Annotated in this window: 20 protein-coding genes and 2 pseudogenes; 11 read left to right on the top strand and 11 right to left on the bottom strand. The window is 71.2% G+C overall.

The features are described from left to right. Positions 1-26: 26 nt before the first annotated feature. On the bottom strand, positions 27-845 hold the full coding sequence (locus ACQP0P_RS14190) for an NAD(P)H-binding protein (protein WP_433376051.1): 819 nt from the start codon (positions 843-845) through the stop codon (positions 27-29). 140 nt (positions 846-985) lie between these two features. Between ACQP0P_RS14190 and ACQP0P_RS14185 the strand changes: the two genes are divergently transcribed. Both ACQP0P_RS14185 and ACQP0P_RS14180 read left to right on the top strand, forming a co-directional pair. Next, the gene (locus tag ACQP0P_RS14185) at positions 986-1,987 is read left to right on the top strand and encodes an AraC family transcriptional regulator (protein ID WP_433376048.1); all 1,002 of its coding nucleotides are present in this window, start codon (positions 986-988) and stop codon (positions 1,985-1,987) included. Positions 1,988-2,047: 60 nt separating this feature from the next. Further along, the gene (locus ACQP0P_RS14180; protein WP_433376045.1) at positions 2,048-2,836 is read left to right on the top strand and encodes a neutral zinc metallopeptidase; all 789 of its coding nucleotides are present in this window, start codon (positions 2,048-2,050) and stop codon (positions 2,834-2,836) included. A gap of 31 nt (positions 2,837-2,867) precedes the next feature. On the opposite strand, the gene ACQP0P_RS14175 is transcribed toward ACQP0P_RS14180, so the two are convergent. Next, positions 2,868-3,914 (bottom strand): class I SAM-dependent methyltransferase, encoded by a 1,047-nt coding sequence (locus ACQP0P_RS14175; RefSeq protein ID WP_433376042.1) that lies wholly within the window; start codon positions 3,912-3,914, stop codon positions 2,868-2,870. 210 nt (positions 3,915-4,124) lie between these two features. After that, the gene (locus ACQP0P_RS14170; protein WP_433376039.1) at positions 4,125-5,018 is read right to left on the bottom strand and encodes a phosphatase PAP2 family protein; all 894 of its coding nucleotides are present in this window, start codon (positions 5,016-5,018) and stop codon (positions 4,125-4,127) included. A 214-nt stretch (positions 5,019-5,232) separates the two neighbouring features. Between ACQP0P_RS14170 and ACQP0P_RS14165 the strand changes: the two genes are divergently transcribed. Further along, positions 5,233-5,925, top strand: a complete 693-nt coding sequence (locus ACQP0P_RS14165; protein WP_433376036.1) for a response regulator — start codon at positions 5,233-5,235, stop codon at positions 5,923-5,925. Continuing rightward, on the top strand, positions 5,919-7,115 hold the full coding sequence (locus ACQP0P_RS14160) for a sensor histidine kinase (protein ID WP_433376033.1): 1,197 nt from the start codon (positions 5,919-5,921) through the stop codon (positions 7,113-7,115). The genes ACQP0P_RS14165 and ACQP0P_RS14160 overlap by 7 nt, the downstream gene beginning before the upstream one ends. Here the strand turns inward: ACQP0P_RS14160 and ACQP0P_RS14155 are convergent. Continuing rightward, positions 7,064-7,771 (bottom strand): hypothetical protein, encoded by a 708-nt coding sequence (locus ACQP0P_RS14155; protein WP_433376030.1) that lies wholly within the window; start codon positions 7,769-7,771, stop codon positions 7,064-7,066. The genes ACQP0P_RS14160 and ACQP0P_RS14155 overlap by 52 nt on opposite strands. A 366-nt stretch (positions 7,772-8,137) precedes the next feature. On the opposite strand from ACQP0P_RS14155, the gene ACQP0P_RS14150 reads away from it, so the two are divergent. The 4 genes and pseudogenes from ACQP0P_RS14150 to ACQP0P_RS14135 all read left to right on the top strand — a co-directional run bounded on the left by ACQP0P_RS14150 (position 8,138) and on the right by ACQP0P_RS14135 (position 9,739). After that, positions 8,138-8,341 carry a hypothetical protein gene (locus ACQP0P_RS14150; RefSeq protein WP_433376027.1) on the top strand — a complete coding sequence of 68 codons (204 nt, stop codon included), beginning with the start codon at positions 8,138-8,140 and terminating at the stop codon, positions 8,339-8,341. Continuing rightward, positions 8,342-8,992 carry a hypothetical protein gene (locus ACQP0P_RS14145; protein WP_433376024.1) on the top strand — a complete coding sequence of 217 codons (651 nt, stop codon included), beginning with the start codon at positions 8,342-8,344 and terminating at the stop codon, positions 8,990-8,992. Between the two features lie 29 nt (positions 8,993-9,021). Continuing rightward, a pseudogene (locus ACQP0P_RS14140) lies at positions 9,022-9,189 on the top strand (transposase); the annotation flags it as partial. 31 nt (positions 9,190-9,220) lie between these two features. Continuing rightward, positions 9,221-9,739: a hypothetical protein gene (locus ACQP0P_RS14135; RefSeq protein WP_433382549.1), complete on the top strand. Its 519-nt coding sequence runs from the start codon at positions 9,221-9,223 to the stop codon at positions 9,737-9,739. Here ACQP0P_RS14135 and ACQP0P_RS14130 read toward each other — a convergent pair. Beyond that, a pseudogene (locus ACQP0P_RS14130) lies at positions 9,715-9,993 on the bottom strand (formyltransferase family protein); the annotation flags it as partial. The gene ACQP0P_RS14135 and the pseudogene ACQP0P_RS14130 overlap by 25 nt on opposite strands. Positions 9,994-10,013: 20 nt before the next feature. Between ACQP0P_RS14130 and ccrA the strand changes: the two are divergent. Further along, positions 10,014-11,042 carry a crotonyl-CoA carboxylase/reductase gene (ccrA, locus tag ACQP0P_RS14125; RefSeq protein ID WP_433376021.1) on the top strand — a complete coding sequence of 343 codons (1,029 nt, stop codon included), beginning with the start codon at positions 10,014-10,016 and terminating at the stop codon, positions 11,040-11,042. Between the two features lie 82 nt (positions 11,043-11,124). On the opposite strand, the gene ACQP0P_RS14120 is transcribed toward ccrA, so the two are convergent. Next, a complete protein-coding gene (locus ACQP0P_RS14120; RefSeq protein ID WP_433376018.1) occupies positions 11,125-11,844 on the bottom strand; it encodes an amidohydrolase family protein in 720 nt (239 codons plus the stop codon). 238 nt (positions 11,845-12,082) lie between these two features. Further along, complete coding sequence (locus tag ACQP0P_RS14115) at positions 12,083-12,439, bottom strand: allophanate hydrolase-related protein (protein WP_433376014.1); 357 nt, start codon at positions 12,437-12,439, stop codon at positions 12,083-12,085. Between the two features lie 163 nt (positions 12,440-12,602). Here ACQP0P_RS14115 and ACQP0P_RS14110 point away from each other — a divergent pair, with 163 nt between their 5' ends. Further along, entirely contained in the window at positions 12,603-13,910 is a 1,308-nt protein-coding gene (locus tag ACQP0P_RS14110; RefSeq protein ID WP_433376011.1) for a DUF6271 family protein, read from the top strand. Positions 13,911-14,008: 98 nt separating this feature from the next. Here the strand turns inward: ACQP0P_RS14110 and ACQP0P_RS14105 are convergent, their stop codons facing one another. After that, positions 14,009-16,336 carry an ATP-binding protein gene (locus ACQP0P_RS14105; RefSeq protein ID WP_433376008.1) on the bottom strand — a complete coding sequence of 776 codons (2,328 nt, stop codon included), beginning with the start codon at positions 16,334-16,336 and terminating at the stop codon, positions 14,009-14,011. Between the two features lie 62 nt (positions 16,337-16,398). Between ACQP0P_RS14105 and ACQP0P_RS14100 the strand changes: the two genes are divergently transcribed. Then, positions 16,399-16,779, top strand: coding sequence for a hypothetical protein (locus ACQP0P_RS14100; protein ID WP_433376005.1), 381 nt, complete (start codon positions 16,399-16,401; stop codon positions 16,777-16,779). Positions 16,780-16,797: 18 nt separating this feature from the next. Here the strand turns inward: ACQP0P_RS14100 and ACQP0P_RS14095 are convergent, their stop codons facing one another. The 3 genes from ACQP0P_RS14095 to ACQP0P_RS14085 are packed head-to-tail and all read right to left on the bottom strand — an operon-like array spanning position 16,798 to position 20,445. Then, positions 16,798-18,390: a carbamoyltransferase family protein gene (locus tag ACQP0P_RS14095; protein ID WP_433376002.1), complete on the bottom strand. Its 1,593-nt coding sequence runs from the start codon at positions 18,388-18,390 to the stop codon at positions 16,798-16,800. Positions 18,391-18,403: 13 nt separating this feature from the next. Then, positions 18,404-19,294 (bottom strand): hypothetical protein, encoded by an 891-nt coding sequence (locus tag ACQP0P_RS14090; protein WP_433375999.1) that lies wholly within the window; start codon positions 19,292-19,294, stop codon positions 18,404-18,406. Continuing rightward, complete coding sequence (locus tag ACQP0P_RS14085) at positions 19,291-20,445, bottom strand: Gfo/Idh/MocA family protein (protein ID WP_433375996.1); 1,155 nt, start codon at positions 20,443-20,445, stop codon at positions 19,291-19,293. The genes ACQP0P_RS14090 and ACQP0P_RS14085 overlap by 4 nt, the downstream gene beginning before the upstream one ends. Positions 20,446-20,526 lie beyond the last annotated feature (81 nt).

Raw genomic sequence — 20,526 nt, 5'->3', positions numbered from 1 at the left:
TGCCTCCGGCGGGTACGGCGGGCTCGTCATCTCCACGCCCCGGAGGCGGCGGCCGTCCGGCAGAAGTCGGTGAAGTCGCGGGGTTCGCGGCCGAGTGCCTCGCGTACGCCATGGGCCGGCGAGGCGTTGCGTCCGTCGAACACCTCTTTGCACAGGTCCGTGAGCAGGTCGGCATAGCCGAGCCCGACGCTCTGCTCCAGGGTTGCGTGAAACACCTCCGACGAGATGGCGACGTACTCGACCTGCCGGTCCGCGGCCTTCGCGATCTCGGCCGCGGCCTCGTGGAAGGTCAGCAGGCGCGGCCCGGTGAGCTCGTAGAGCCGGCCGGAGTGACGGTCGTCGGTGAGGGCGGCGACCGCGACGTCGGCGATGTCGTCGACGTCGACGAACGGTTCCGCGACCTCGCCGGCCGGCAGCGCGATCACGCCGCCGAGCACCGAGTCCCGCAGGTGGCCCTCGCTGAAGTTCTGCGAGAACCAGCTCGTCCGGATGAGCGTGTGGCTCAGGCCGGACTCGCCGACGATCCGCTCGCAGCGCTGCGCGTTGAGCTCGCCCCGGCCGGAGAGCAGCACCAGCCGCTGGACGCCCGCGTCGGCCGCGCACACGGTCAGCTCCTCGATCGCGGCCGGTGCGCCGGGCGCGGCGAGGTCGGGGAAGTAGGAGATGTAGACGGATTCGGCGCCGTGCAGCGCCTGGGGCCAGGTGTCGGGCCGCTCCCAGTCGAAGGGCGGGTCGAGGTGGCGCGAGCCGCCCCTGACCGGGTGGCCGCGCTCGGCGAGCCGTTGCACGATTCGCCGGCCGGTCTTGCCGGTCGAGCCGATGACGAGGGTGTGGGGTCGCCGCATGCTCTGGATGCTCCTTTGGTCGCTGGCGAGTCCAGTCTCGCGCGGCGCCTCTGGACCAACAATAGAAAAAAGTCCGTACTTCTTTGCTGTTCGTCCAGTTTCGTGGACGGTTGGTCGAGAGCGGTGACACCATGACGGCTATGCCGAGTGCCCCTCGCCCGTTCCCCGCCCCGGCCGACCCGCTGGGTGAGACCCTGCACCTGCTCCGGCTGACCGGCACCCTCTACTGCCGTGCCGAGCTCACCGCGCCGTGGGGGGTCGACGTACCGGCGCTCGACGGGTCAATGACGTTGCTGGTCGTCACCGCGGGCCGTTGCCGGCTGGAGATCGACGGAGCCGAGCCGCGCCTGCTCCGGCAGGGCAGCCTCACCCTGATCCCGCACGGCACCCCGCACCGGCTGCGGAGCGGTCCCGACGCCGACACCGAACCGCTCTTCGACATACAGGTCGAGCAGGTCAGCGAGTGTTACGAGATCATGCGCCACGGTGGCGGCGGGGACGTCACGCACGCCACCTACGGTGTCGTGCGCTTCGACCATGTGGCGGCCCAGCGCCTCGTCGCGCAACTTCCCGAGGTGCTGCACATCGACGCCTGGGACGACGACGCCGCCAACTGGCTCAACAGCACGCTCCAGTTCATCTCCCGCGAGGCTCTCGCCCTGCGACCGGGCGGGGAGACCGTCATCACCCGGCTCGCCGACATCCTCGTCATCCAGGCGATCCGTTCCTGGCTCGACTCGGCGCCCGAGGCGAACCAGGGCTGGCTGGCCGCCCTGCGCGACGAGCAGGTGGGGCGGGCGCTCGCGTTGATCCACCGCGCGCCCGAACGGCAGTGGAGCGTCGCCTCGCTCGCGCAGGAGGTCGGCATGTCGCGCTCGGCCTTCTCGGCGCGCTTCACCGACCTGGTCGGCGAGTCCGCCATGCGCTATCTCGCACACTGGCGCATGCAGCTGGCCCGCATGCACCTTCGGCAGACACCGGAGCCGCTCTCGGTGGTCGCCCGCCGCTTCGGCTACCAGTCCGAGGCGGCGTTCTGCCGCGCGTTCAAACGGACCTTCGGCGTGCCACCGGGGAACGCCCGCCAGGCCGCGGACGAGGTGAGCTCGACGGCGCGAGGGTGGGACGGCGCCTCAACACGCTGATCGCTGCTCGCGCGGGCCGCGTGCGCAGCGAAGGCGCCGGGAGTTCTAAGCTGTCCGATCATGCGCCTCCTCCCGCCCCGCGCCGGTTTCCGGCGGCCTCTTCGACCTTGGGCCCTGCTGGCCGCCGTGTGTCTTGCCGTCCTGCCCGCCGGAGTCGCGCAGGCCTCCGCGCCCAAGCCCTCGTTGCTGAAGTCCGGCAGGCTGGCGGTCACCTCGTGCCCGGAGCCGCCACTCATCGACAGAGGCGTTCCACAGCCGGGCGAGTACCTCACCGCGGTCATGAAATGTCTGAACACCTCGTGGTCTGCCCACTTCGCTCGGGCCGGGCTGCGGTTCCGCACGCCCACGGTCCGCCTCTACTCCGAACCCGAACGGCGCGTCTGCGGGATGGACTGGCCCCAGAGCGCGGACGCCTTCTACTGCACGGAACGGGCCACACTGGTGTTCCCGCTCACCGGTGCCTGGATCGAGGACCGGACCGACCTGTACCCCCTCAAGGTGGCGGCCCACGAGTACGGCCACCACCTGCAGAGCCTCACCGGCATCAGGGACCACTTCAAGAGGCGCGCCCGCGCCGACCTCTCCCGCCAGTTCGAACTCCGCCGCCGCTACGAGCTCCAGGCCGACTGCCTATCGGGGGTGTTCCTGGGCAGCGTACGGGACTCCCTGCCACGTACCGAGCAGGACTGGAAGACGCTGTCCGGGACGCTCCACGCCAACGGCGACGAGGGCGACCACCGCACCCACGGCACCGGCGCCAACCGGGTCCGCTGGTTCGAACGCGGCTACCGCGCCCTCTCCCCCGCCGCCTGCGACACCTGGACCGCCAGACCGTCCCGGGTGTCCTGACCCACGGGTGCCGGCGGGGACCGGACAGCCGCTACGGCTTCAGCTCAAGCACCAGGTTGAACGGGGTGGCGGTGGCCTGGCGGGTCCGGGTGAAACCCGCCTGCCGGGCCACCTCGAAGAGCCGTTCCCGCCCGGCCTGCGCGCCCAGGGCCTCGGTGCCGCCCTGGGCGAGCGCGTTGGGTACGCAGATGGTGGCCGAGGCGTTGAAGAAGAGCCGGCCCACCGGGTTGAGGTCGTCCGGCAGCCGCCCGTGCGCGAACGGTTCGACCAGCAGCACGGTGCCGTCGGGTGCCAGGGTGGAGTGCACGTGCCGTAGCACGGCAACGGGGTCGCCCATGTCGTGCAGGCAGTCGAACAGGCAGACCAGGTCGTAGCCGCCCCCTGGGTAGTCGTCGGCGTAGGCCGTCTCGAAACTCACCCGGTCCGTGACCCCGGCCTGCAGCGCCAGCTCGCGGGCCCGCACGATCGAGGGCACGTGCGCGTCGAAGCCGGTGAATCGCGAGTTCGGGTACGCCTCCGCCAGCACGATGGTCGAGGCGCCGTGCCCGCAGCCGACATCCGCCACCAGGGCCCCGGCGGTCAGCTTCTCCTCAACGCCCGAGAGTGCGGGAATCCAGCTGTCTCGCAGGTGGGCGGCGTATCCGGGGCGGAAGAACCGCTCGGTGCCGTTGAACAGCGCCCGGTCGTGGTCGGACCAGGCCAGGTCACCGGCACCCCGGTAGGCCGCCGCGATCCTGGCCTCGTCGCGGTAGACGGAGGAGATCAGTTCGGCGAGCCCGGTCATGAACACCGGGCTGGTCTCGTCGGCGAACACCTTCGCCTGCTCGTCGGTCAGCGTGTAGGCGCCGTCCCGGTAGCGGACGTATCCGGCACATGCCTGGGCCGCGAGCCATTCGGCGACGAGCCGCTCGTTGGTGCCGGTGCGCCAGGCCAGGTCACCGGGGCTGAGCGGGCCCGCCCCCACCATCGCCTTCCACAGGCCCAGCCGGTCTCCGAGCACGACCGTCGCCGCTCCGAAGGCACCCCCCAGGTCGAGCACGACCTGGTCCACGAGCCTCTGCAGCCCGGCCTCGTCCATGGGAGCCTTCCCCGTCGGTCCGTGTGATCGCCCGCGGCACTCGGGGCGAACTCCGTACGGGCCCTTCGAGCCCGCCCACCACGCGGAAGAGCCCGCGCGACCACCGTTCCCATCGTAGTGCCGGCCTCTCGCGCCTCCCGGAAACGGATGTTCAACGTCGCGCAACGGCTCCTTCGGCCTCGGATCAAAACGTCCGTGATCAAAACGGGATCAAAAGCGTCTGCTGTGCTGGCCGCTGTCCGATGTCTGCGGGAGGTCGGCCAGGAAAGGACGGAAGTGATGTGGCTCAGCGGGCAGATTCTCCGCCGGCTGCCCGTGCCGGGGGGAAGGGCCGGCTCGGTGCCTGCCCGCAGGGGCGGCCGGACGGCGACCGTACCGGTTCTCGGGGTCGGAAACGTTCCGGCCCAGGCGCTCAAGCAGCGGCGACACCAGCCGCACCGCCGGCGGCGTGAGCGCGAGCAGCACCGCCGTCACCACGCCTGCGGCGAGGGTCGCACCGGCGAACACGTCGTGCGGGTAGTGGACCCCCACCATCACCCGGAGCAGCGCCGCCGCTGCGGCCAGCGGCAGGGTCACCGCGGCGAGGCGGGGACGGAGCAGCGCCAGCCCGACCGCGAGTCCGGCGGCCAGGGTGGCGTGGTTGCTGGGAAACGACCAGTCCCCCACCTCCGGGCACTCCGCGATCGCCGCCGCGGCTCCCGGTACCACCCGGCAGGGGCGTTCCTCGATCACCATCAGCTTCACCGTCTCGCTGATCGCATAGGCGGCGACGGTGCCCACGCCGATCATGACGGTCCCGGCGACACCTCGTACGTCCCTTCGGCGCAGGGCGGTCCACCACACCAGGACGAGGATCAGCCCGAGGAGCACGAGGGTGCCGTCGGTGGCCACCTCCATCGCCGTGCTCGCCCATGAGGGCGCGTTCGCCACCGCCTCGGTCACCGATCGGTACCCGGAGGCCGAGGCGCCTTCCACCACCTTCGCCGGACCGGCCCCGCCCGTTCCCTCCGGCGAAAGCCAGGCAACGACTCCGGCGCCCACGCCCAGCGACACGGCCGAGCCCAGCAGCCGGTTGCGGAGATTGTTCTCAGCGTCAGTCTTCATAGCGGTTGATCATAAGAAGGACCGTGAGATAACACCTAAATGAACAGTGATCGAACCTGAGATGAATCTCAGGCCGGCTCGAATACCCGTCCCAGGCGCGCGCCGTCCGCCAAGCGGCGGAGCCCGGGTCCGCCACACGGCGGACGGCCGGCCGGCCCGCGTCTCTTCCGGGGAGGGTCGCCGGTAGGCGGCCGGCCTCTGTAGTCTGCTGCGCATGCCTGGTAGGACAAACGGTCTCGCGAGGATCAGGCTGGTCATCGCGGACGACCAGGCCATGATCCGCACCGGGCTCCGGTTCGTCGCGGAGACCGCCCCGGACATCGAGGTCGTCGGGGAGGCCGCCGACGGCCTGGAGGCCCTCTCCGTGACCCGGCGACTGCGACCGGACGTGCTGCTGATGGACATCGCGATGCCCCGGCTGGACGGTCTGGGCGCCGCCCGGCTGCTGCTCGCGGACCCGCATCCGCCCAGGATCGTCATACTGACCACCTTCGACACCGACGAGAACCTGCACGCCTCGCTCCGTGCCGGAGTGAACGGCTTCCTGCTCAAGACCTCGCCTCCCGAGCAGCTCATCGAGGCGGTACGGGTGGTGGCGGCCGGTGACGCGCTCATCGATCCGGCGGCCACCACGCGGGTGATCGCCTCGTTCACCGCACACCACGAGCCGGTCGCGCCGCCCGAGCTGGCCACGCTCACCCCGCGTGAGCTGGAGGTGCTGCTCCTGCTCGCCAGAGGGCTCTCCAACCTCGAAATCGCGCGCGAGTTCCAGGTGGGCGACGCGACCATCAGGACCCACGTCGCCCGGCTGCTGCACAAGCTCGGCCTGCGCGACCGGACCCAGGCCGTCGTGTTCGCCTACGAGGCCGGGGTCGTGCGGCCCGGGCAGCGGAACCTGCCGTGCTGAGGAGACTGCTCGGCGACTGGCGGCCGACCTGGCTGGATCTCCTTCTCTCCCTCGCCGTGGGGATCACCGGCCTGGTCGAATCCTTCGGCCGCCAGGGTTCCCAGCCCGGCCAGATCAGCGACCCGGTGCCGCTGGCGGTGGGGGCGGTCGTCGCCGGGACGCTGCTGCTGCTCCGGCGCAGGTTCCCCATGACCCTGCTCCTCGCGCTGACCTCGAACGGCCTGGCCGTGCGGGTGGTGGCGGGCGACGACTACTACGCCGCCTGGCACTTCTACTCGACGCTCATCCTCGTCCACACCGTGGCCAGCGCCGCGGAGCTGCGGAGCCCCCGCAGGATCGCGGGGCTGGCGTGCGTGCTGGCGGCGTACGTCGGCCTGCAGATTCAGGTGTTCCAGAGCAACGACATCGCCGAAATCATGATCACCGCCGTCTTCATCGGCGTGGCGTACGGGAGCGGCATCCTGCTGCGTCGCCAGATAGACCGGACGTTGCGGCTGGCGGAACACGCCATCCGCCTTGAGATGGAGCGCGAGGAGCGAGCCCGGCTGGCGGTGGCGGAGGAACGGACCCGGATCGCCAGGGAGCTCCACGACATCGTCTCGCACAATGTGAGCGTGATGACCCTGCACACCGGCGGGGTGCGGATGCGGCTCGGTGAGGAGCACAAGCGGGAGCGCGACATGCTGCTCGGGGTCGAGCGGGCCGGCCGCGAGGCGGTCGAGGAGCTCCAGCTCATGCTGGGCGTGCTCCGCGGGACCGGCGATCCGGACCCCGGCGCCTCCCAGCCGGGCCTGGAGCGGCTGGACGAGCTGGTCACGCAGGTCGGGGAGGCCGGGTTGGACGTCCGCCTCCGAATCACCGGCGAGCCGCGCCCCCTGCCGCCGGGACTCGCGTTCTCCGCCTACCGGGTGATCCAGGAGGCTCTGACGAACGTGCTGAAGCACTCCCCCGCCGCCAGTGCCGACGTCGTCATCGCCCATGGCCTGACCTGGCTGGATGTGGAGATCACCGACGACGGCACCGGGGGCGGGCGTGGCCCGAACGGGCAGCGCCCGGGTGGGCACGGCCTGATCGGGATGCGCGAGCGGACCGCGCTGCACGGTGGCGAGCTGTCCACCGGTCCCGTCCCCGGCGGCGGTTACCGGGTGGCCGCCCGATTCCCGCTGGACGCCTCGGCGACGACCGGCTGAGCCGCCTCCCGCCCGGCCCACTCCGCGTCGCTCATCCGCAGCATCCGCAGCCCGATCCCCCCAGAACCGGCCAGGTAGAGCAGGCCGCCCACGACCGTGCCGATCGGGAAGATCAGGGTGCCGAAGACGCCCGCGATGATCGCGAAGGGTGCCCACCACGGCCCGTGGCCGGCGTAGGCCAGGGCCAGTCCGAGCAGGAACAGGCCGAGCAGCCCGAGGAAGCCCGGGATCTGGAACCCGAAGGTGGCGCCGGGATCGGAGAGCACCTGCTCGGCGATCATCTCGACCTGGGCGGGCGGCAGGGTGAGATGCTCGCCGAGCCGGGAGTAGATGAAGTCCCCGAGCATCAGTCCGGAGAAGTTCACCACGCCGAGCAGCGCGAGACCGCCGGCGAGGTGGCCGAAGACGACTCCCCGGTGCCTGATGAGGTGGATCATCCCGATGATTCCCGGGATCATCAGCACCCAACTCCAGTGCAGCAGCGAGGCGGCGACCGAGACCTGCTCCGGATACCTGCCGTAGACGCCGGTGGTGTCACCGCCCTGCCGCAGGGCCGGGTCGACGACGGCGGCCACGATGTAGAGGAGTGGCGCGACGATGAGACACACCCCCGCCGCCCATCTGCGGAAACCAAGTGGATCGGAGAGCGACGGCATGAGACCTTCCCTTGCGTTCCGGCCCGCACCTGGGCGGGCGGGGCGAGAACGGGAACGCTAGGCGGCGACGTGGCGCGCGTCGTCCTCCTCATGGCCTATCGTCGCTCCGCTGCCCGGCGGACCCCGTACCCCACCGATCGCGACACGGACGCGGCGTCCCGGACCGTGAAAGCGAATCGGCGGATCGGGCGATAGAGAGGGACCGCCGTTCGCGTTCGAAGGATTTGCACATGACGGGAAGACCATCGTGATCGGCGCACCGCCGACCGCCCCGGCAAAGAAGGCAGTGGGCGACACGCCATCCCGTGCAGACGACAAGATTTGGATTCCAGCACGGTGATATAAGCCGAACGATACGATCCGCCGGTGGAGTTGGTGAAACGTCATCGGGCGCACAAGGCTCGGCTTGATCTCAGCGCGGCCCAGGTGGCCGTGCTGGACGGCCAAGCCCATGCCGCCCGCGCGCTGTGGAACCTGCTGCACGAGTACGCCACCTTCCGCCCGGGCCGGCTGGCGTCGTTGAAGGACTGCGATGAGGCGATCCGGGTGGCCCGCCGGGAGATCGACTAGATGGGGCAACTGCCCGCCCAGGCCGCCCAAGCGGTGCTGAAGACCTACCGGCAGGCGTGGGTGAACTTCCTCAATCCCGGCCACCCCGCCCGGCGGCCCACCTTCAAAAGCCGGTCCCGGTCCCGGATGGCCGTGGACGTCCCCCAGGCTCAGCACTTGAACACCATCCGGCTGAACCGGCGGTGGGGACTGGTGAACCTGCCCAAGGCCGGGCGGGGCCGGTTCCGGTGGACCAAGGACCTGCCCGGCGTCACCAAAGGCGGCCCCGCCGGACGCATCACCGGGGCGCGACTGGTCAGGGAACCTGATGGCTGGCACCTCGTGTTCCGCACTGAGCCCCTGGTCGAACCCGCCGCCGCGCACCGGGGTCCGCAGGTCGGCATCGACCGGGGGATCACGGTCGCGCTGGCCCTGTCGGACGGCACCAACCGCGAACATCGCCCCTGGCTCACCTCCGGCCAAAAGGAACACCTGCGCCGCCTGGAGCGGAAAAGCGCCCGCCAACGCCGGATCCGCCCCCGGGCCGGACGACGTCCAAGCGACTGGCCCGTACCTACCACCAGATCGCCCGGCTCCGTGCGACAGCCAAGCGCCGAGCCGTCGACTGGCAGCACCAGACCACCACCGAACTCGCCGCCACCTTCAGCGTGATCAAGGTGGAAAACCTGCTCATCTCGAACATGGTCCGCTCCGCCAAGGGCACCGCCGAGGCGCCCGGTAGAAACGTCGCGCAAAAGGCCGGGCTGAACCGGTCGATCAGCGGGGAGGCCTGGGGCCGGACCGTCACCCTGCTGGAATACAAGACCACAGACCGGGTCGGGCGAGTCGTGAAGGTCCCCGCACCCGGCACCTCACAGACCTGCCACCGGTGCGGCCACCGTGATGCGGCCGTGCTACCGGTTCACCGACACCGCGTACGGCGTCAGCCGTACGCGGTCGGTCCTGGTCGGCCACGGTGCCGACCTGATGGCCGTGCTGGACTCGGTCCCGGCGGGGTCGGCGCTGCGCAACCTGTGGCACTTCGCCCCCTCGCTCACGGTGGTCTCCAACCGTGACGGCCAGGTGGTCCTGGCCGACGGGGAGTGGCGGGTGACGCTGCTCCAACTCACGATGCCCTCGGGCCGGCCGCTCGGCGGGCAGACCGTGCGGGCCGAGACGATCGCCCTCGGCTACCTCAGGCAGGCCGAGGCGACGACGGTCCTGTCCCCGCCCGCCGAGTCGGTACTCACCCTGATCGTGCCCGGCACCGGCGACCCCGAGGTCACCCGGTCCGGCGGACGGCTGAGCGTCCGCACTCCCGGCGGCCACGTCTCCCTACGCTGGGACCCCGACCTGGGTTTCGCCGACCGGGTTCCGGTGCACCCCGGCGACGGTCAGGTGAAGACGACCGTACGGTGACCGTTGAGCAGCACCCGCTGCTGCACATGCCACTGGACGGCCCTGGCCAGGGTGCGGCACTCGGTCTCCCTGCCCAGCGCGACCAGGTCCTCCACCGACGCCGAGTGGTCGACCCGGGCGACGTCCTGCTCGATGATCGGGCCCTCGTCGAGGTCCGAGGTCACGTAGTGCGCGGTCGCGCCGACCAGCTTGACACCGCGCTCGTGCGCCTGGCGGTAGGGGTTGGCCCCCTTGAAGCTCGGCAGGAACGAGTGCCGGGGTCAACTACAACAACGTGTGGGCGGCCCGCGGTTACCCCGTCGACGTCATCAGGATGCGCCAGCGCGCCGGTGAGCCCTACGACTTCCACATCGGCGGCTCCGACGCGTCCGGCATCGTCTACGCCGTGGGCTCCGAGGTCTCCAACGTGGCCGTCGGCGACGAGGTCATCGTGCATCCCGGCTACTGGGACGAGAACGACCCCTGGATCGCCCGGGGCAAGGACCAGATGGTGGCCCCGTCCGCCCGGATCTGGGGCTACGACACGAACTTCGGGTCCTTCGCGCAGTTCGCCCGGGCGCAGGCCCACCAGGTGCTGCCCAAGGCCGGCCACCTCTCCTGGGCCGAGGCCGCGGCGCCCACCCTGGTCGGCACGACCGCCTACCGGATGCTGCACGGGTTCGAGGGGAACACCGTGCAGGAGGGCGACGTGGTCCTGGTCTGGGGCGGCTCCGGCGGTCTCGGCACGCAGGCCATCCAGCTCGCCAACCTGGCCGGCGCCAAGCCGGTCGCGGTGGTCTCCGACGACGAGCGTGGCGAGTACGCGCTGGCCAAGGGCGCGCTCGGCTACATCAAGCGCGGCGACTACAGCCACTGGGGAATCCCGCCGCTGGTCGACGACAAGGCGGGTCAGAAGGAGTGGCTGGGCCAGGCACGCGCCTTCGGCAAGAGGATCTGGGAGATCGTCGGCGAGCGGAAGGACCCGGCGATCGTCTTCGAGCACCCGGGCGCCGCCACCGTGCCGACCAGCATCATGGTCTGCGAGCCCGGCGGCATGGTGGTGATCTGCGCCGGCACCACGGGCTTCGACGCCATGGTGGACCTGCGTTACCACTGGACCCGCCAGAAGCGTTTCCAGGGCAGCCACGGCACCAACGACGCGCAGGCGGTCGCCTACAACGACCTGGTCATCGCCGGAAAGATCGACCCGTGCCTGGGGCGCGTCGTGGCGTTCACCGACCTCCCCCGCGTGCACGCCGAGATGGGCCGCGGTGAGCAGGTCTTCGGCAACTCCGTCGCCCTGGTGGGTGCCAAGCCCGAGTAGCGGGCCGCGAGACTCCCCGCCCCTCCGGAGGACTCCGGAGGGGCGGGTGAGATCGCCCCGGCCGCCGGCCGGGGCGCCGTCGTCACGGGGCCGTGCGCCCCAGTGCCGGGGTGAGCGAGATCGGTCCGGCGGGCAGGTGCCTGCCGCGGGGGACGGGGTCGGCCAGGAGGCCGTCGTGGACCACGACCCGGCCGCCGACCAGGACGGTCCGCGGCCTGCCGGTCAGGGTCATGCCCTCATACGGCGTGTAGTCCGTCGCCATCTGCAGGTCGCCGGCGCTCACCCGCCACCGGGCGGCCGGATCCCAGATCGCGATGTCGGCGTCCGAGCCCGGCATCAGCGTGCCCTTACGCGGGTACAGGCCGTTGGTCCTGGCCGGGTTGGCGGCGGTCAGCTCGACGAACCGGGTGGCGGGCAGCCCGGCCCCGGCGACGTACTCGGAGAAGATCACCGGTAGCCGGGTCTCCACCCCGGGCAGACCGTTGGGCATGGCCCGCACGTCGGTGCGCCGCGACTCCTTCTGCGCCACGTCGTAGCAGCAGTGGTCGCTGCCGATCGTGGTGATCTCCCCGGTGAACATGTGGCGTCCCAGCGCGTCGACGGCCTGGCGGGAGCGGAGCGGCGGGCAGTAGACGAACCGCTCCGGAGTGGGGCCGTCGTAGTTACCGTCGTCCAGCACCAGGTGGTGGGCGACCGACTCGGTGAACGCCGGTACGCCGCGTCGGCGGGTGCCTGGCCGGGCCGTGGGATGGCGAATTCCACGATCGTGGTGGTGCCGCCGAACACCGCGGCCGTCGTGCACCTGGTGTAGTCGTCGAGCGAGGTGAAGTCGCCGGAGGTGAAGCCGACGTGGCAGTGCGGGTCCACCCCGCCCGGCATGACCAGCCACCCGGTCGCGTTGACCTCGGTCGCGGTGCCCGGCGCGGGCGTGCCCGGCTCGGCCAGGGCGACGACGACACCACCGGCCACGAACACGTCGGCGGGGGCGGACCAGCCCGCCTCGACCATCGTGCCGTCCCGCACCACCAGCTCGGCGTCTCTCATCCGATCGCGCCCTGCGTCCGGCCGGACGCGAGGTAGGCGCGCCAGCCGCCGGCCGTGCTGATGTCGGTGACCCCCGGCAGGGTCAGCGCCCCGTCGCGCATCCGCATGGACAGCGATCCGCTGCCGTCGGCGAGCTCGATCACGCTCAGCTCCAGCTCCTCGGGCTCGTTCGGCAGCAGGTGCTCTCGCAGGATGGTGCCGATGTCGGTGATCCGCATCAGCACCTCGTCGACGACCTTCCCGCCGAGGGCCGCGACCGTGCCGGCCACGGTCCCGATCAGCGCCGCGGCGGCGATCACGATCATCGTGGCGGGCAGGGTGACCCGCGCGCCGGACAGCACCCGGCTGAGCACGTCACGGCCGCCGCCGTCGCCGGCGGCCTCTCCTGACCTTCCAGACGTACAGGATCTCCCAGACGTACGGAATCTCTCAGACGTACAGGGCATGGACAGGGGTATCGGGGCGTCTTACAGTTCGGGGATGTGCTGATCGCGGGTTTCCCAGTGAGGCTGTGGCATGCCGAAACGGTTGCTCTACGTTCCCACGCACCGTCGCTGTCCCGAGGCCATCGTCTCGTATCTGGACGAGAGCCTGTTCCTCGCCCGCGAGTACGGGGAGGAGATCCCCTTCCTGCTCGTCGAGTCGTTTCCGGCCGCCTGGATCTCCGAACATGCCGAGTTGCTCGGGCGGCTCAGCGTCGAGCGGTCCGCGCGGGCCTTTCATCTGATACCGGAGGGGCGGCGAGCCTACGTACGGGCGCTGGTGGAAGCGGCGGCCGATGAACCGGCGGATCGGGATCGGCTGGAAAGGCTCCTGATCCCGGAGGGGGTCTCCTACGGGGCTGGGCCGAACATCGCGGCGTTGGTCGCGGTGGCACTCGACGCCCAGGTGCTGCTGCGCCGGGACTCCGACACGCGCCCGATGCCGCGCGGGGAGGTCCTCGCGTTTCCCGGAGAGCTGGAACTGCGCGCGCTGGCCGGACAGGGGGTGTATTTCGTCGCCAGCACCTACGTGGGAGATCCGCCGCTGGACCGGCGCGACCTGCTGTCGGCGGGACCGGAGTTCGTGCGCCGTATCGAGCGCGAGATCAAACCCGGCCTGAGCGATCGGGAGATCGACGAACTGCTCCGCGAGTACCTGGTCGACGAGCCGGCCCGCGGCTACGACTCCGATTTCGTCACCCCCGACCGGCCTGGAAGCGTGGAGATGGGCGTCTCCTGCGTCAAGGAGATCTTCCGTACGGTGCCGGAGATGCCGCTCACCGAGATGCTCGGATCGGACTTCATCCAGCGGAACCTGCTGCTGGCCGTCGGGTATCCGGTGTTGTTCCACTCCCGGAAGGTCTACCACCGCTACGACAAGACCCGGCGCGGGCGCTCCGACTTCTCGGCCGCGGTCCGCTACGCGGTACGGGACCTGCGTTACCTGCTGTTCTGGCGGATCTGGAGCGAGCTGGCCGCGCGGGTGGCCGCGCGTCCCGAGGATTTCTGGCGCCCGCCGGGAGAGATCGACGCGGAACGGTTCGGTACGGCGGCGCGGCAGGCGGTCGCCCGGCAGGCTCCGTCGCTCCCCGGCATCGCGGCGGAGTTCGGCGCGGCGCACCTGGACGCGGCGGCGGAGACCGGTGGCGACGTCGCGGCACGGCTGAACGCGATCGGTACCGCCGCGCTCGACGGCGCCGACCGTCATGTCGCGGAGGTCGTGGACGGGTTCGCCGACTACTGTTTCCTGCTGGAGCGCTGGCCCGCGCTGGTCGCCGCCGCGTCCCGGTCGGCCGGTCTGGTCCGGGCCCTGACCTTGGTGGGAGAGGACCGGCTCGGGTGACCGATGGCGGGCCGCGCGACAGCGGCCAGGAGGTGCCGCACTCGGCCGCCTTCCGGCGGCAGGTCGCCAACGCGGTCAGGGCGGCCGAGTTCGAGAGATCAGCTCCCTGAGATCAGCCCCCTGAGCTCCGCCTCGCGGGGCGAGCCCACCTCGTGGAACCGATCGGCGGCCAGCCGCCGGTGCTCGGCGGCGGCCCCGGTGTCGCCCGCCGCCGCCCAGGTGTCGCCAAGCAGGGTGAGAATCCGGGCCTGCGCCAGCGCGTCGTCGGCTTCGGCCGCGATCCGCAGCGCCTGGTCGAGCCGGGTGACCGCCTCGGTGAAGCGGCCCGCGTCGGCCGCCACGGCGCCGAGCCCCGCGGTGGCCTCCGCCTCGCCGCGCCGCTGCCCGTACTCGACGCACGGCGGCAGCGCCTGCGCGAACGCCGCCTCGGCCTCGTCGATCTCACCCCGGTCGCGGTGCGCCCAGCCAAGCCTGACCAGCGCGTCGGATTCGGACAGCTTCGCTCCCTGCTCTCGTGCGATCTCCAGCACCTGCCGGTAGAACCCGGCGGCCAGGTCAGCGTGTCCGCGTACCCGCTGGACCTCCCCGATCGCGATCAGCGCGTAGCTCTCCCCACTGCGGTCGTGGAACTCACGCTGCATGACCAGTGACCGCTCCGCCTGTGCCATGGCCTCGTCGAGCCGCCCCAGCTGGAGGTAGCTCATCGCGAGATGGGTGTGGGTGTACGCCACGCCGGTCAGGTCGTCGATCCCGGCCCAGGCCGGCAGTGCCCGCTCGAAGTAGGCGGTCGCCTCGACCATCCGGCCTCGATCCAGGCAGACCTCACCCATCCCGTTGAGCATGAAGGCGCTCAGCAGCGTGCTGTCCAGGTCCGTCGCGATGGCCAGGCCCGCCTCGTAGCAGGCGATGGCCTGGGCCGGGCGGCCCTGGTCCCGGTAGACGTTCCCGAGGTTGCGCAGGATGCACGCCTCGCCTCGCCGGTTGCCCGCCAGCCTCGCCGCCTCCAGCGCCAGTTCGTGGGTTGCCACCCATTCGGCCCAGCGGGCGAGCACCCGGAAATGATAGTGCAGCGGATCGGCGAGTTCCCAGGTCAGGTCCCACAGCCGGTGTTCGTAGGCCTGCCCGACGGCGACGACGATGCCCGCCTCCTCGGTCACGAACCAGTCCATCGGCCGGGGACCGACCAGGACGTCGGCGTCGAGGTCGCGGGGCAGCCAGAGCCTCGCCCGGGGAGCCAGGGCGTCTCGTTTGCTGTTCGGCGACATCAGGTAGAGGGCGCGTTTGGACAGCGCCAGATACCCGCCGAGGACACGTTCCATGGCCTCGTCCGCGGGACCGTGGTCACGCAGCCGTTCCTGGGCGAACGAGCGCAGCAGGTCGTGGAAGCGGAAGCGGAGCTGCCCCACCGCGTCCTCGCCGATCGCCTCCAGGAGCTGGACGTCGGCCAGCCGCTCGATGAGCTCCTCCGCGGCCGCCAGGTCGGAGTCGAGCGCCGCCGCCAGGACCCAGGGGGCGAAGTCGGGTGCTCTGACCAGGCCGAGCAGCCGGAACGCCGACTGCTCCTCCTCGGTCAGGGCCGCATAGCTCAGGGAGAACGAGGCGCGCACGCTGAGATCACCGACTTTCAACTCTTCGAGGCGGCGGTGCTCGTCCTCAAGCCGGATGAGCATCCGGGCCAGCCGCCAGTGCGGCCGGACCGCCAGTCTGGCCCCGGTGATCCGGACCGCGAGCGGGAGGTGGCCGCAGAGCCGTACCAGCCGCTCGGCGGCCTCCGCCTCGGCATCGACCCGAGCCGGACCGACGATCTTCCTCAGCAGTTCGAGCGCCGCCTCGTGCGTCAGCACGTCCAGGTCAAAGCCTCGGGCGCCCTCCAGCGTGGGAAGGCGCCCGCGGCTCGTGATCAGTGCCGCGCAGCCGGGCATGCCGGGCAGCAACGGCCGGAGCTGGGCGGCGGAGGCTGCGTTGTCGAGAACGACGAGCACCCGCCTGCCGTCCAGCAACCCCCGGTAGAAGGCGGCGCGTTCGGCCGCCTCCGGCGGGATCGCCGGGCCCTGCACGCCGAACGCGCGCAGGAACCCGGCGAGGACGTCCGAGGGGTCGAGGGATTCGGCTTCCGCGCCCCGGAGGTTCACGTACAACTGGCCGTCGGGGAAGGAGTCCCGGAGCCGGTGCGCCAGCCGTACCGCGAGGGTGGTCTTGCCGACCCCACCCATGCCCGAGATCGCACTCAGCACCACCGTGTCCTCGGCTCCGACGAGCCAGGAGCGCAGGGTCTCCAACGCCTCCTCACGTCCGGTGAAGTCCGCGAGGTCGGCGGGGAGCTGGTAGAGCCCCGCGGTGATGGTGAACGGCTGGTCCAGATGCTGATGGATGATCAGGTCTCGTCCGGCGACGTAGAGGTCGCGTCCGGCGTGCATCTCAGGCATCGCACCTGCCCCATCGGGAAGGAGTCCAGAGTGACACGAGGATTATCCCCGAGGGGAGCCCGATGATGAAGGCGATTGTCACCAACATTTCCCGCCACGACGGAGCGCATGTCCTCGAAGCGCGCTACGGCGACTGGCGGATCACCGTTCACCTGCGTCCGGACACCGGGCCGGGGACGGCCGCCGAGCTCGCGGAGCCGCTCGGGGCCGTGGCCGCGGCCCTGGCGGCGGCACCGGCGGCGGACCCGCCCTGGAGCGACGCCGAGGACGCGGCGCTGGTGCGTGCCTTCGACGCCTTCCACGACCTCGACGCGGTGGCCGCGCGCCTGGGACGGCCCGCCGGGAGCGTACGGCGGCGGCTGACGCTCTTCGGCAGGCTGCCCGCGATGGATCCGGTGACCGGCCGGCTCATCGAGCCGTCGGACGACCGCGCCACCCCCTGACCTCGGCACGGTCCGCGGTCAGTGCGGCCGGCGTTCGAACAGGGTCCCGTTCACCACCATGGCGTCGAGGCCGGCCTCCCGGAACACCGCCATCGCCTCGGCCGGGGTCTCGACGATCGGCTCGCCGCGGATGTTGAGGGAGGTGTTCAACAGCACCGGGGGCGCGCCGAGGCCGGCGAACTCCGCCAGCAGCCGGCCGAGCGACGGGTGGTCCTGCTGCTCCAGCGTCTGGACTCGGGCCGTGCCGTCCACATGGCATACGCCCGCGAGCGTCTTTCGGTGCTCCGGCCGGATGGGCCAGGCGAACTGCATCCAGGGTGAGGCGCAGTCGGCGTCGAAGTAGTCCCCGGCCGCCTCCGCGAGGACCACCGGGGCGAGCGGCCGGAACCACTCGCGGTGTTTGATGCGGCTGTTGATCCGCCGTGCGACGTCGGCGCGCCGAGGGTCGGCGAGAATGCTGCGGTGGCCGAGCGCTCGCGGTCCGAACTCCGAGCGCCCTTCGAACCAGCCGACCACCCCGCCCCGGTCGAGCAGTTCGGCCGTGCGACGCAGGACCCGGTCGTCGATCTCCTCCGTGCCGTAGGTTCGCCCCCGGTATGGACCGACGGGGAAGCGCGCGGTCGAGGTCGGCGGGTCGAGTTCGAGTGCGGCGAGGATCGCCGCGCCGAGCGCCGTTCCGTCGTCGCCGGGGGCATAGACCACGTGGACCCGTTCGAACGGGGTGTTCCTTATGATCTTTCCGTTGAACGCGCAGTTCAGCGCGACTCCCCCGGCCAGGCACAGGTTGGGGCAGCCGGTCACCCGCCAGGCGTGGGCCAGCACGTGCAGCAGGATCTGTTCCAGGACCCACTGACCGGCGAAGGCGATGCTCGCGTCGACCTCGAACCCGCCGGACACCCGGTCCGAGCGGATCCGGCGGATCCGCTCGACCACGCCGTACGGTCCCTCCAGCGTGATGGTGAAGCGTCCGTCCGGCAACAGCTCGACGGCCTCCATGAGCTCGCCGGTGAACCGGTCGTCACCGTAGGGTGCGAGGGCCATCGTCTTGCCGGCCTGCATGAAGGCGAAGCCGATCCCCTCGGTGACCGCCCGGTAGAGGTCGCCGAGCGAGTTGGACATCAGCGCCGTCAGGTCGTTGGACGACGTGGCGCCCCGCTTGGCCCCCACCACCTGGCCGAGCCGGGTGAGCTCGTTGCCCCGGCCCAGCATCCAGGTGGTCGTCTCCCGCTCGTGCCGGTCCGCGGCGCCCGGTCCGACGACGCTTCCCGCTCCGTCCACGACCAGCACCACGGCCTCCTCGAAAGGGCTGGTGAAGAAGGTGCTCGCGGCGTGCGACCGGTGGTGGTTGACCCAGCGGATCGAGATCTCGGGTTCCCAGCCGCGCAGCGGGGTGAGCATGTCGTTCGCGGCGAAGGCCCGGATGTCCTCGGCCTTCAGGCCTGCCGCGTCCAGGCAGTAGGCGAGGGAGGCCCGGCAGGGGTCGGGGTCCAGCAGCGCGTAGCGGACCCGGCTGAGCCGCTCGTCCTCGATCGCGACGCTGCCGCCGTCCTCGGTGATCAGCCAGGTGGCGAAGTCGTGAATGGACCCGCCGAACCCTACGACGCCCGTCATGTTCTCTCCTTCGTTAGGTCTCGGCGCTGCCAGCCCACGGGTTGCACAGGTGGACGAGGAGGATCGCGATCGCCCAGCGGTCGGGCATCACCGAGGCGGCGCCCAGCGCCACCGGCGGGGCCGCCCACTGGTACAGCCGTGCCGTGTCCGTGGCGACGAGGAGCTGGGCGTAGGCGAGGGTCACGGTGACGACGAGCATGGGCACGACACGCGCGTCGGTGACGAGCAGCGCGAGCAGCCCGGCCCCCCAGGGCGTCAGCGTCGCCAGCGGGTCGAACCACTTTCCCGCGTGGTAGAGGCTGCCCGCCCGCCAGGGATCTCGCATCAGCTCGGACTGCCCGAAGTGGTCCTCGCCGATGGTGCCGGTCAGCCGGCGGATCAACGGGGCGGCGAGAGCGGCCAGGGGCAGCCAGTGCCAGGCGAAACAGGCGGCGAACAGCGGAGCCGACTCCTTGACGCACCCGGCGACGAGGGCCGCCAGCAGGGCCGGGAGCCAGAGCCCGTGCTGGAGGAGGATCGCCGAGCCCAGAGCCCAGGCGAGGGCCGTCCCGTCGACGAGCACCGGCCAGCGGAGCTGGATCCGCCAGATTCCCGGCATGCCGCATATCAACAGGCCGCCGACCACCCGCAGGCGCGCGTCGGGGATCCAGGGTTCCATCCATACGGTGACCAGCGGCGGCAGCGCCACCAGGTGCGCGGTCGTGCACCAGCGCCATCGGCGTTGGGAGTCCCCGCACAGCGCAGGCAGCAGCCAGCGCAGCATGAACGGCAGCGCGACCGGCTGCCCGGCTCCCGCCCGCAGGTAGCGGCGGCCATCGGGACAGACGGCCCGCACCGGCCAGTTGATCAGGCTCAACCCGAGCAGTACCAGGGAGAGACCGAGCGACCACAGCGCCGCGCTCACGAATCACCGCACTGTTCGCACCACCAGCAACCGGTGGCGTACGGGGTGGGTCCCAGCGGCGCGGGACGGTCGCACCGGGATCTCAGCCGCACCGGAGAGGTCTCCGGGGTCTCGATGGCCAGCATGGTCTCCATGACGTGTCCGACGAACCCGCCGGTCAGCCGCTGTTCGGTCAGGCCCCGCAGGGCGTGCGCCATGTCGACGACTCCGATCCCGCGGCCACCCGGCGCGTCCGCCGGATAGGGCACGGTCGTCCATCCCGATGATCGGGCCGTCTTCAGCCGGACCTTGCCGGTGTAGAAATTCGGGTCGGGGATCGCGAGGGTCCCCTCCGTCCCGAAGATCTCCAGATGTGGGATCCGGGTCCCCCACACCTCGAAACTCGTCGTCAGGGTGGCGACGGCCCCGGTTTCGAACTCCAGGAGGGCCGCCAGGTGGGTCGGCACATCCGCGAGGAAGGTCTCCCCGGCGCGTGGTCCGGTGTCGATCGACCGCCGCGGTACGGGCCGGCGGTGCGCGCCGACGACGTCACGCACCGGGCCGAGCAGTCCGACCAGCATGCTCAGGTAGTAGACGCCCATGTCCAGCAGCGGTCCCGCACCGGGCTGGTAGAAGACCTCGGGCGTGGGACAGCTCCGTTCGTGTCCGGGGGTCAGGAGTGCCGCCGCCGCACCCAGCGGATGTCCGATCAGGCCCTGGTCGATCGCGCGGCGGGCGGCCTGGGCGGCGGCCCCGAGTGCGGTGTCGGGCGCGCCGCCCAGCATCGCGCCGGCCGCCGGGGCCGTGACCAGCAGTTCGTCCAGCTCCGCGGCCGAGGCGGCGAGCGGTTTCTCGGTGTAGACGGACTTGCCGGCTCCCAGCGCCTGACGGGTGATCCCGGCGTGCCACCGCGGCGGGGTCAGGTTGATCACCAGCTCGATCGAGGCGTCCCGCAGCGTCTCGGGCAGGGAGGCCGGCACGGCCCGCGCGCAGGACGCGGCCAGTTGCCGGGCTCGCTCGGGAATCGAATCGCAGCAGGCGACGACGTCGATGATCGGCGCCCTGGTCAGGGTCCTCAGATATTTGGCGGAGACGTTCCCGCAGCCGACGACGGCGCACCTGACAGGGGGAACCGGCATGTCTGCCTCGCGTGAGTGGGTCTGTACCGTCATGGCGAATATTCGAAGGCTCTGCTCTTATTAGAGGAGAAAGCCGAAAAATGACAAGGAGAAATCCGGTTTTGTGACCGGACG

The sequence above is a fragment of the Streptosporangium sp. CA-115845 genome, from assembly GCF_050943795.1.
Classification (GTDB): domain Bacteria; phylum Actinomycetota; class Actinomycetes; order Streptosporangiales; family Streptosporangiaceae; genus Streptosporangium.
This window is presented reverse-complemented; position numbering and strand designations above follow the sequence as displayed.

Bases quoted from the DNA above. Each gene is read 5' to 3' on its own strand.
- ACQP0P_RS14100 (WP_433376005.1), top strand. From the start codon at position 16,399: ATGATGAAGGCGATTGTCACCAACATTTCCCGCCACGACGGAGCGCAT.
- ACQP0P_RS14175 (WP_433376042.1), bottom strand. From the start codon at position 3,914: ATGGACGAGGCCGGGCTGCAGAGGCTCGTGGACCAGGTCGTGCTCGAC.
- ACQP0P_RS14085 (WP_433375996.1), bottom strand. From the start codon at position 20,445: ATGACGGTACAGACCCACTCACGCGAGGCAGACATGCCGGTTCCCCCT.
- ACQP0P_RS14170 (WP_433376039.1), bottom strand. From the start codon at position 5,018: ATGAAGACTGACGCTGAGAACAATCTCCGCAACCGGCTGCTGGGCTCG.
- ACQP0P_RS14105 (WP_433376008.1), bottom strand. From the start codon at position 16,336: ATGCCTGAGATGCACGCCGGACGCGACCTCTACGTCGCCGGACGAGAC.
- ACQP0P_RS14190 (WP_433376051.1), bottom strand. From the start codon at position 845: ATGCGGCGACCCCACACCCTCGTCATCGGCTCGACCGGCAAGACCGGC.
- ACQP0P_RS14155 (WP_433376030.1), bottom strand. From the start codon at position 7,771: ATGCCGTCGCTCTCCGATCCACTTGGTTTCCGCAGATGGGCGGCGGGG.
- ACQP0P_RS14145 (WP_433376024.1), top strand. From the start codon at position 8,342: ATGGGGCAACTGCCCGCCCAGGCCGCCCAAGCGGTGCTGAAGACCTAC.
- ACQP0P_RS14095 (WP_433376002.1), bottom strand. From the start codon at position 18,390: ATGACGGGCGTCGTAGGGTTCGGCGGGTCCATTCACGACTTCGCCACC.
- ACQP0P_RS14180 (WP_433376045.1), top strand. From the start codon at position 2,048: ATGCGCCTCCTCCCGCCCCGCGCCGGTTTCCGGCGGCCTCTTCGACCT.
- ACQP0P_RS14165 (WP_433376036.1), top strand. From the start codon at position 5,233: ATGCCTGGTAGGACAAACGGTCTCGCGAGGATCAGGCTGGTCATCGCG.
- ACQP0P_RS14110 (WP_433376011.1), top strand. From the start codon at position 12,603: ATGCCGAAACGGTTGCTCTACGTTCCCACGCACCGTCGCTGTCCCGAG.
- ACQP0P_RS14185 (WP_433376048.1), top strand. From the start codon at position 986: ATGCCGAGTGCCCCTCGCCCGTTCCCCGCCCCGGCCGACCCGCTGGGT.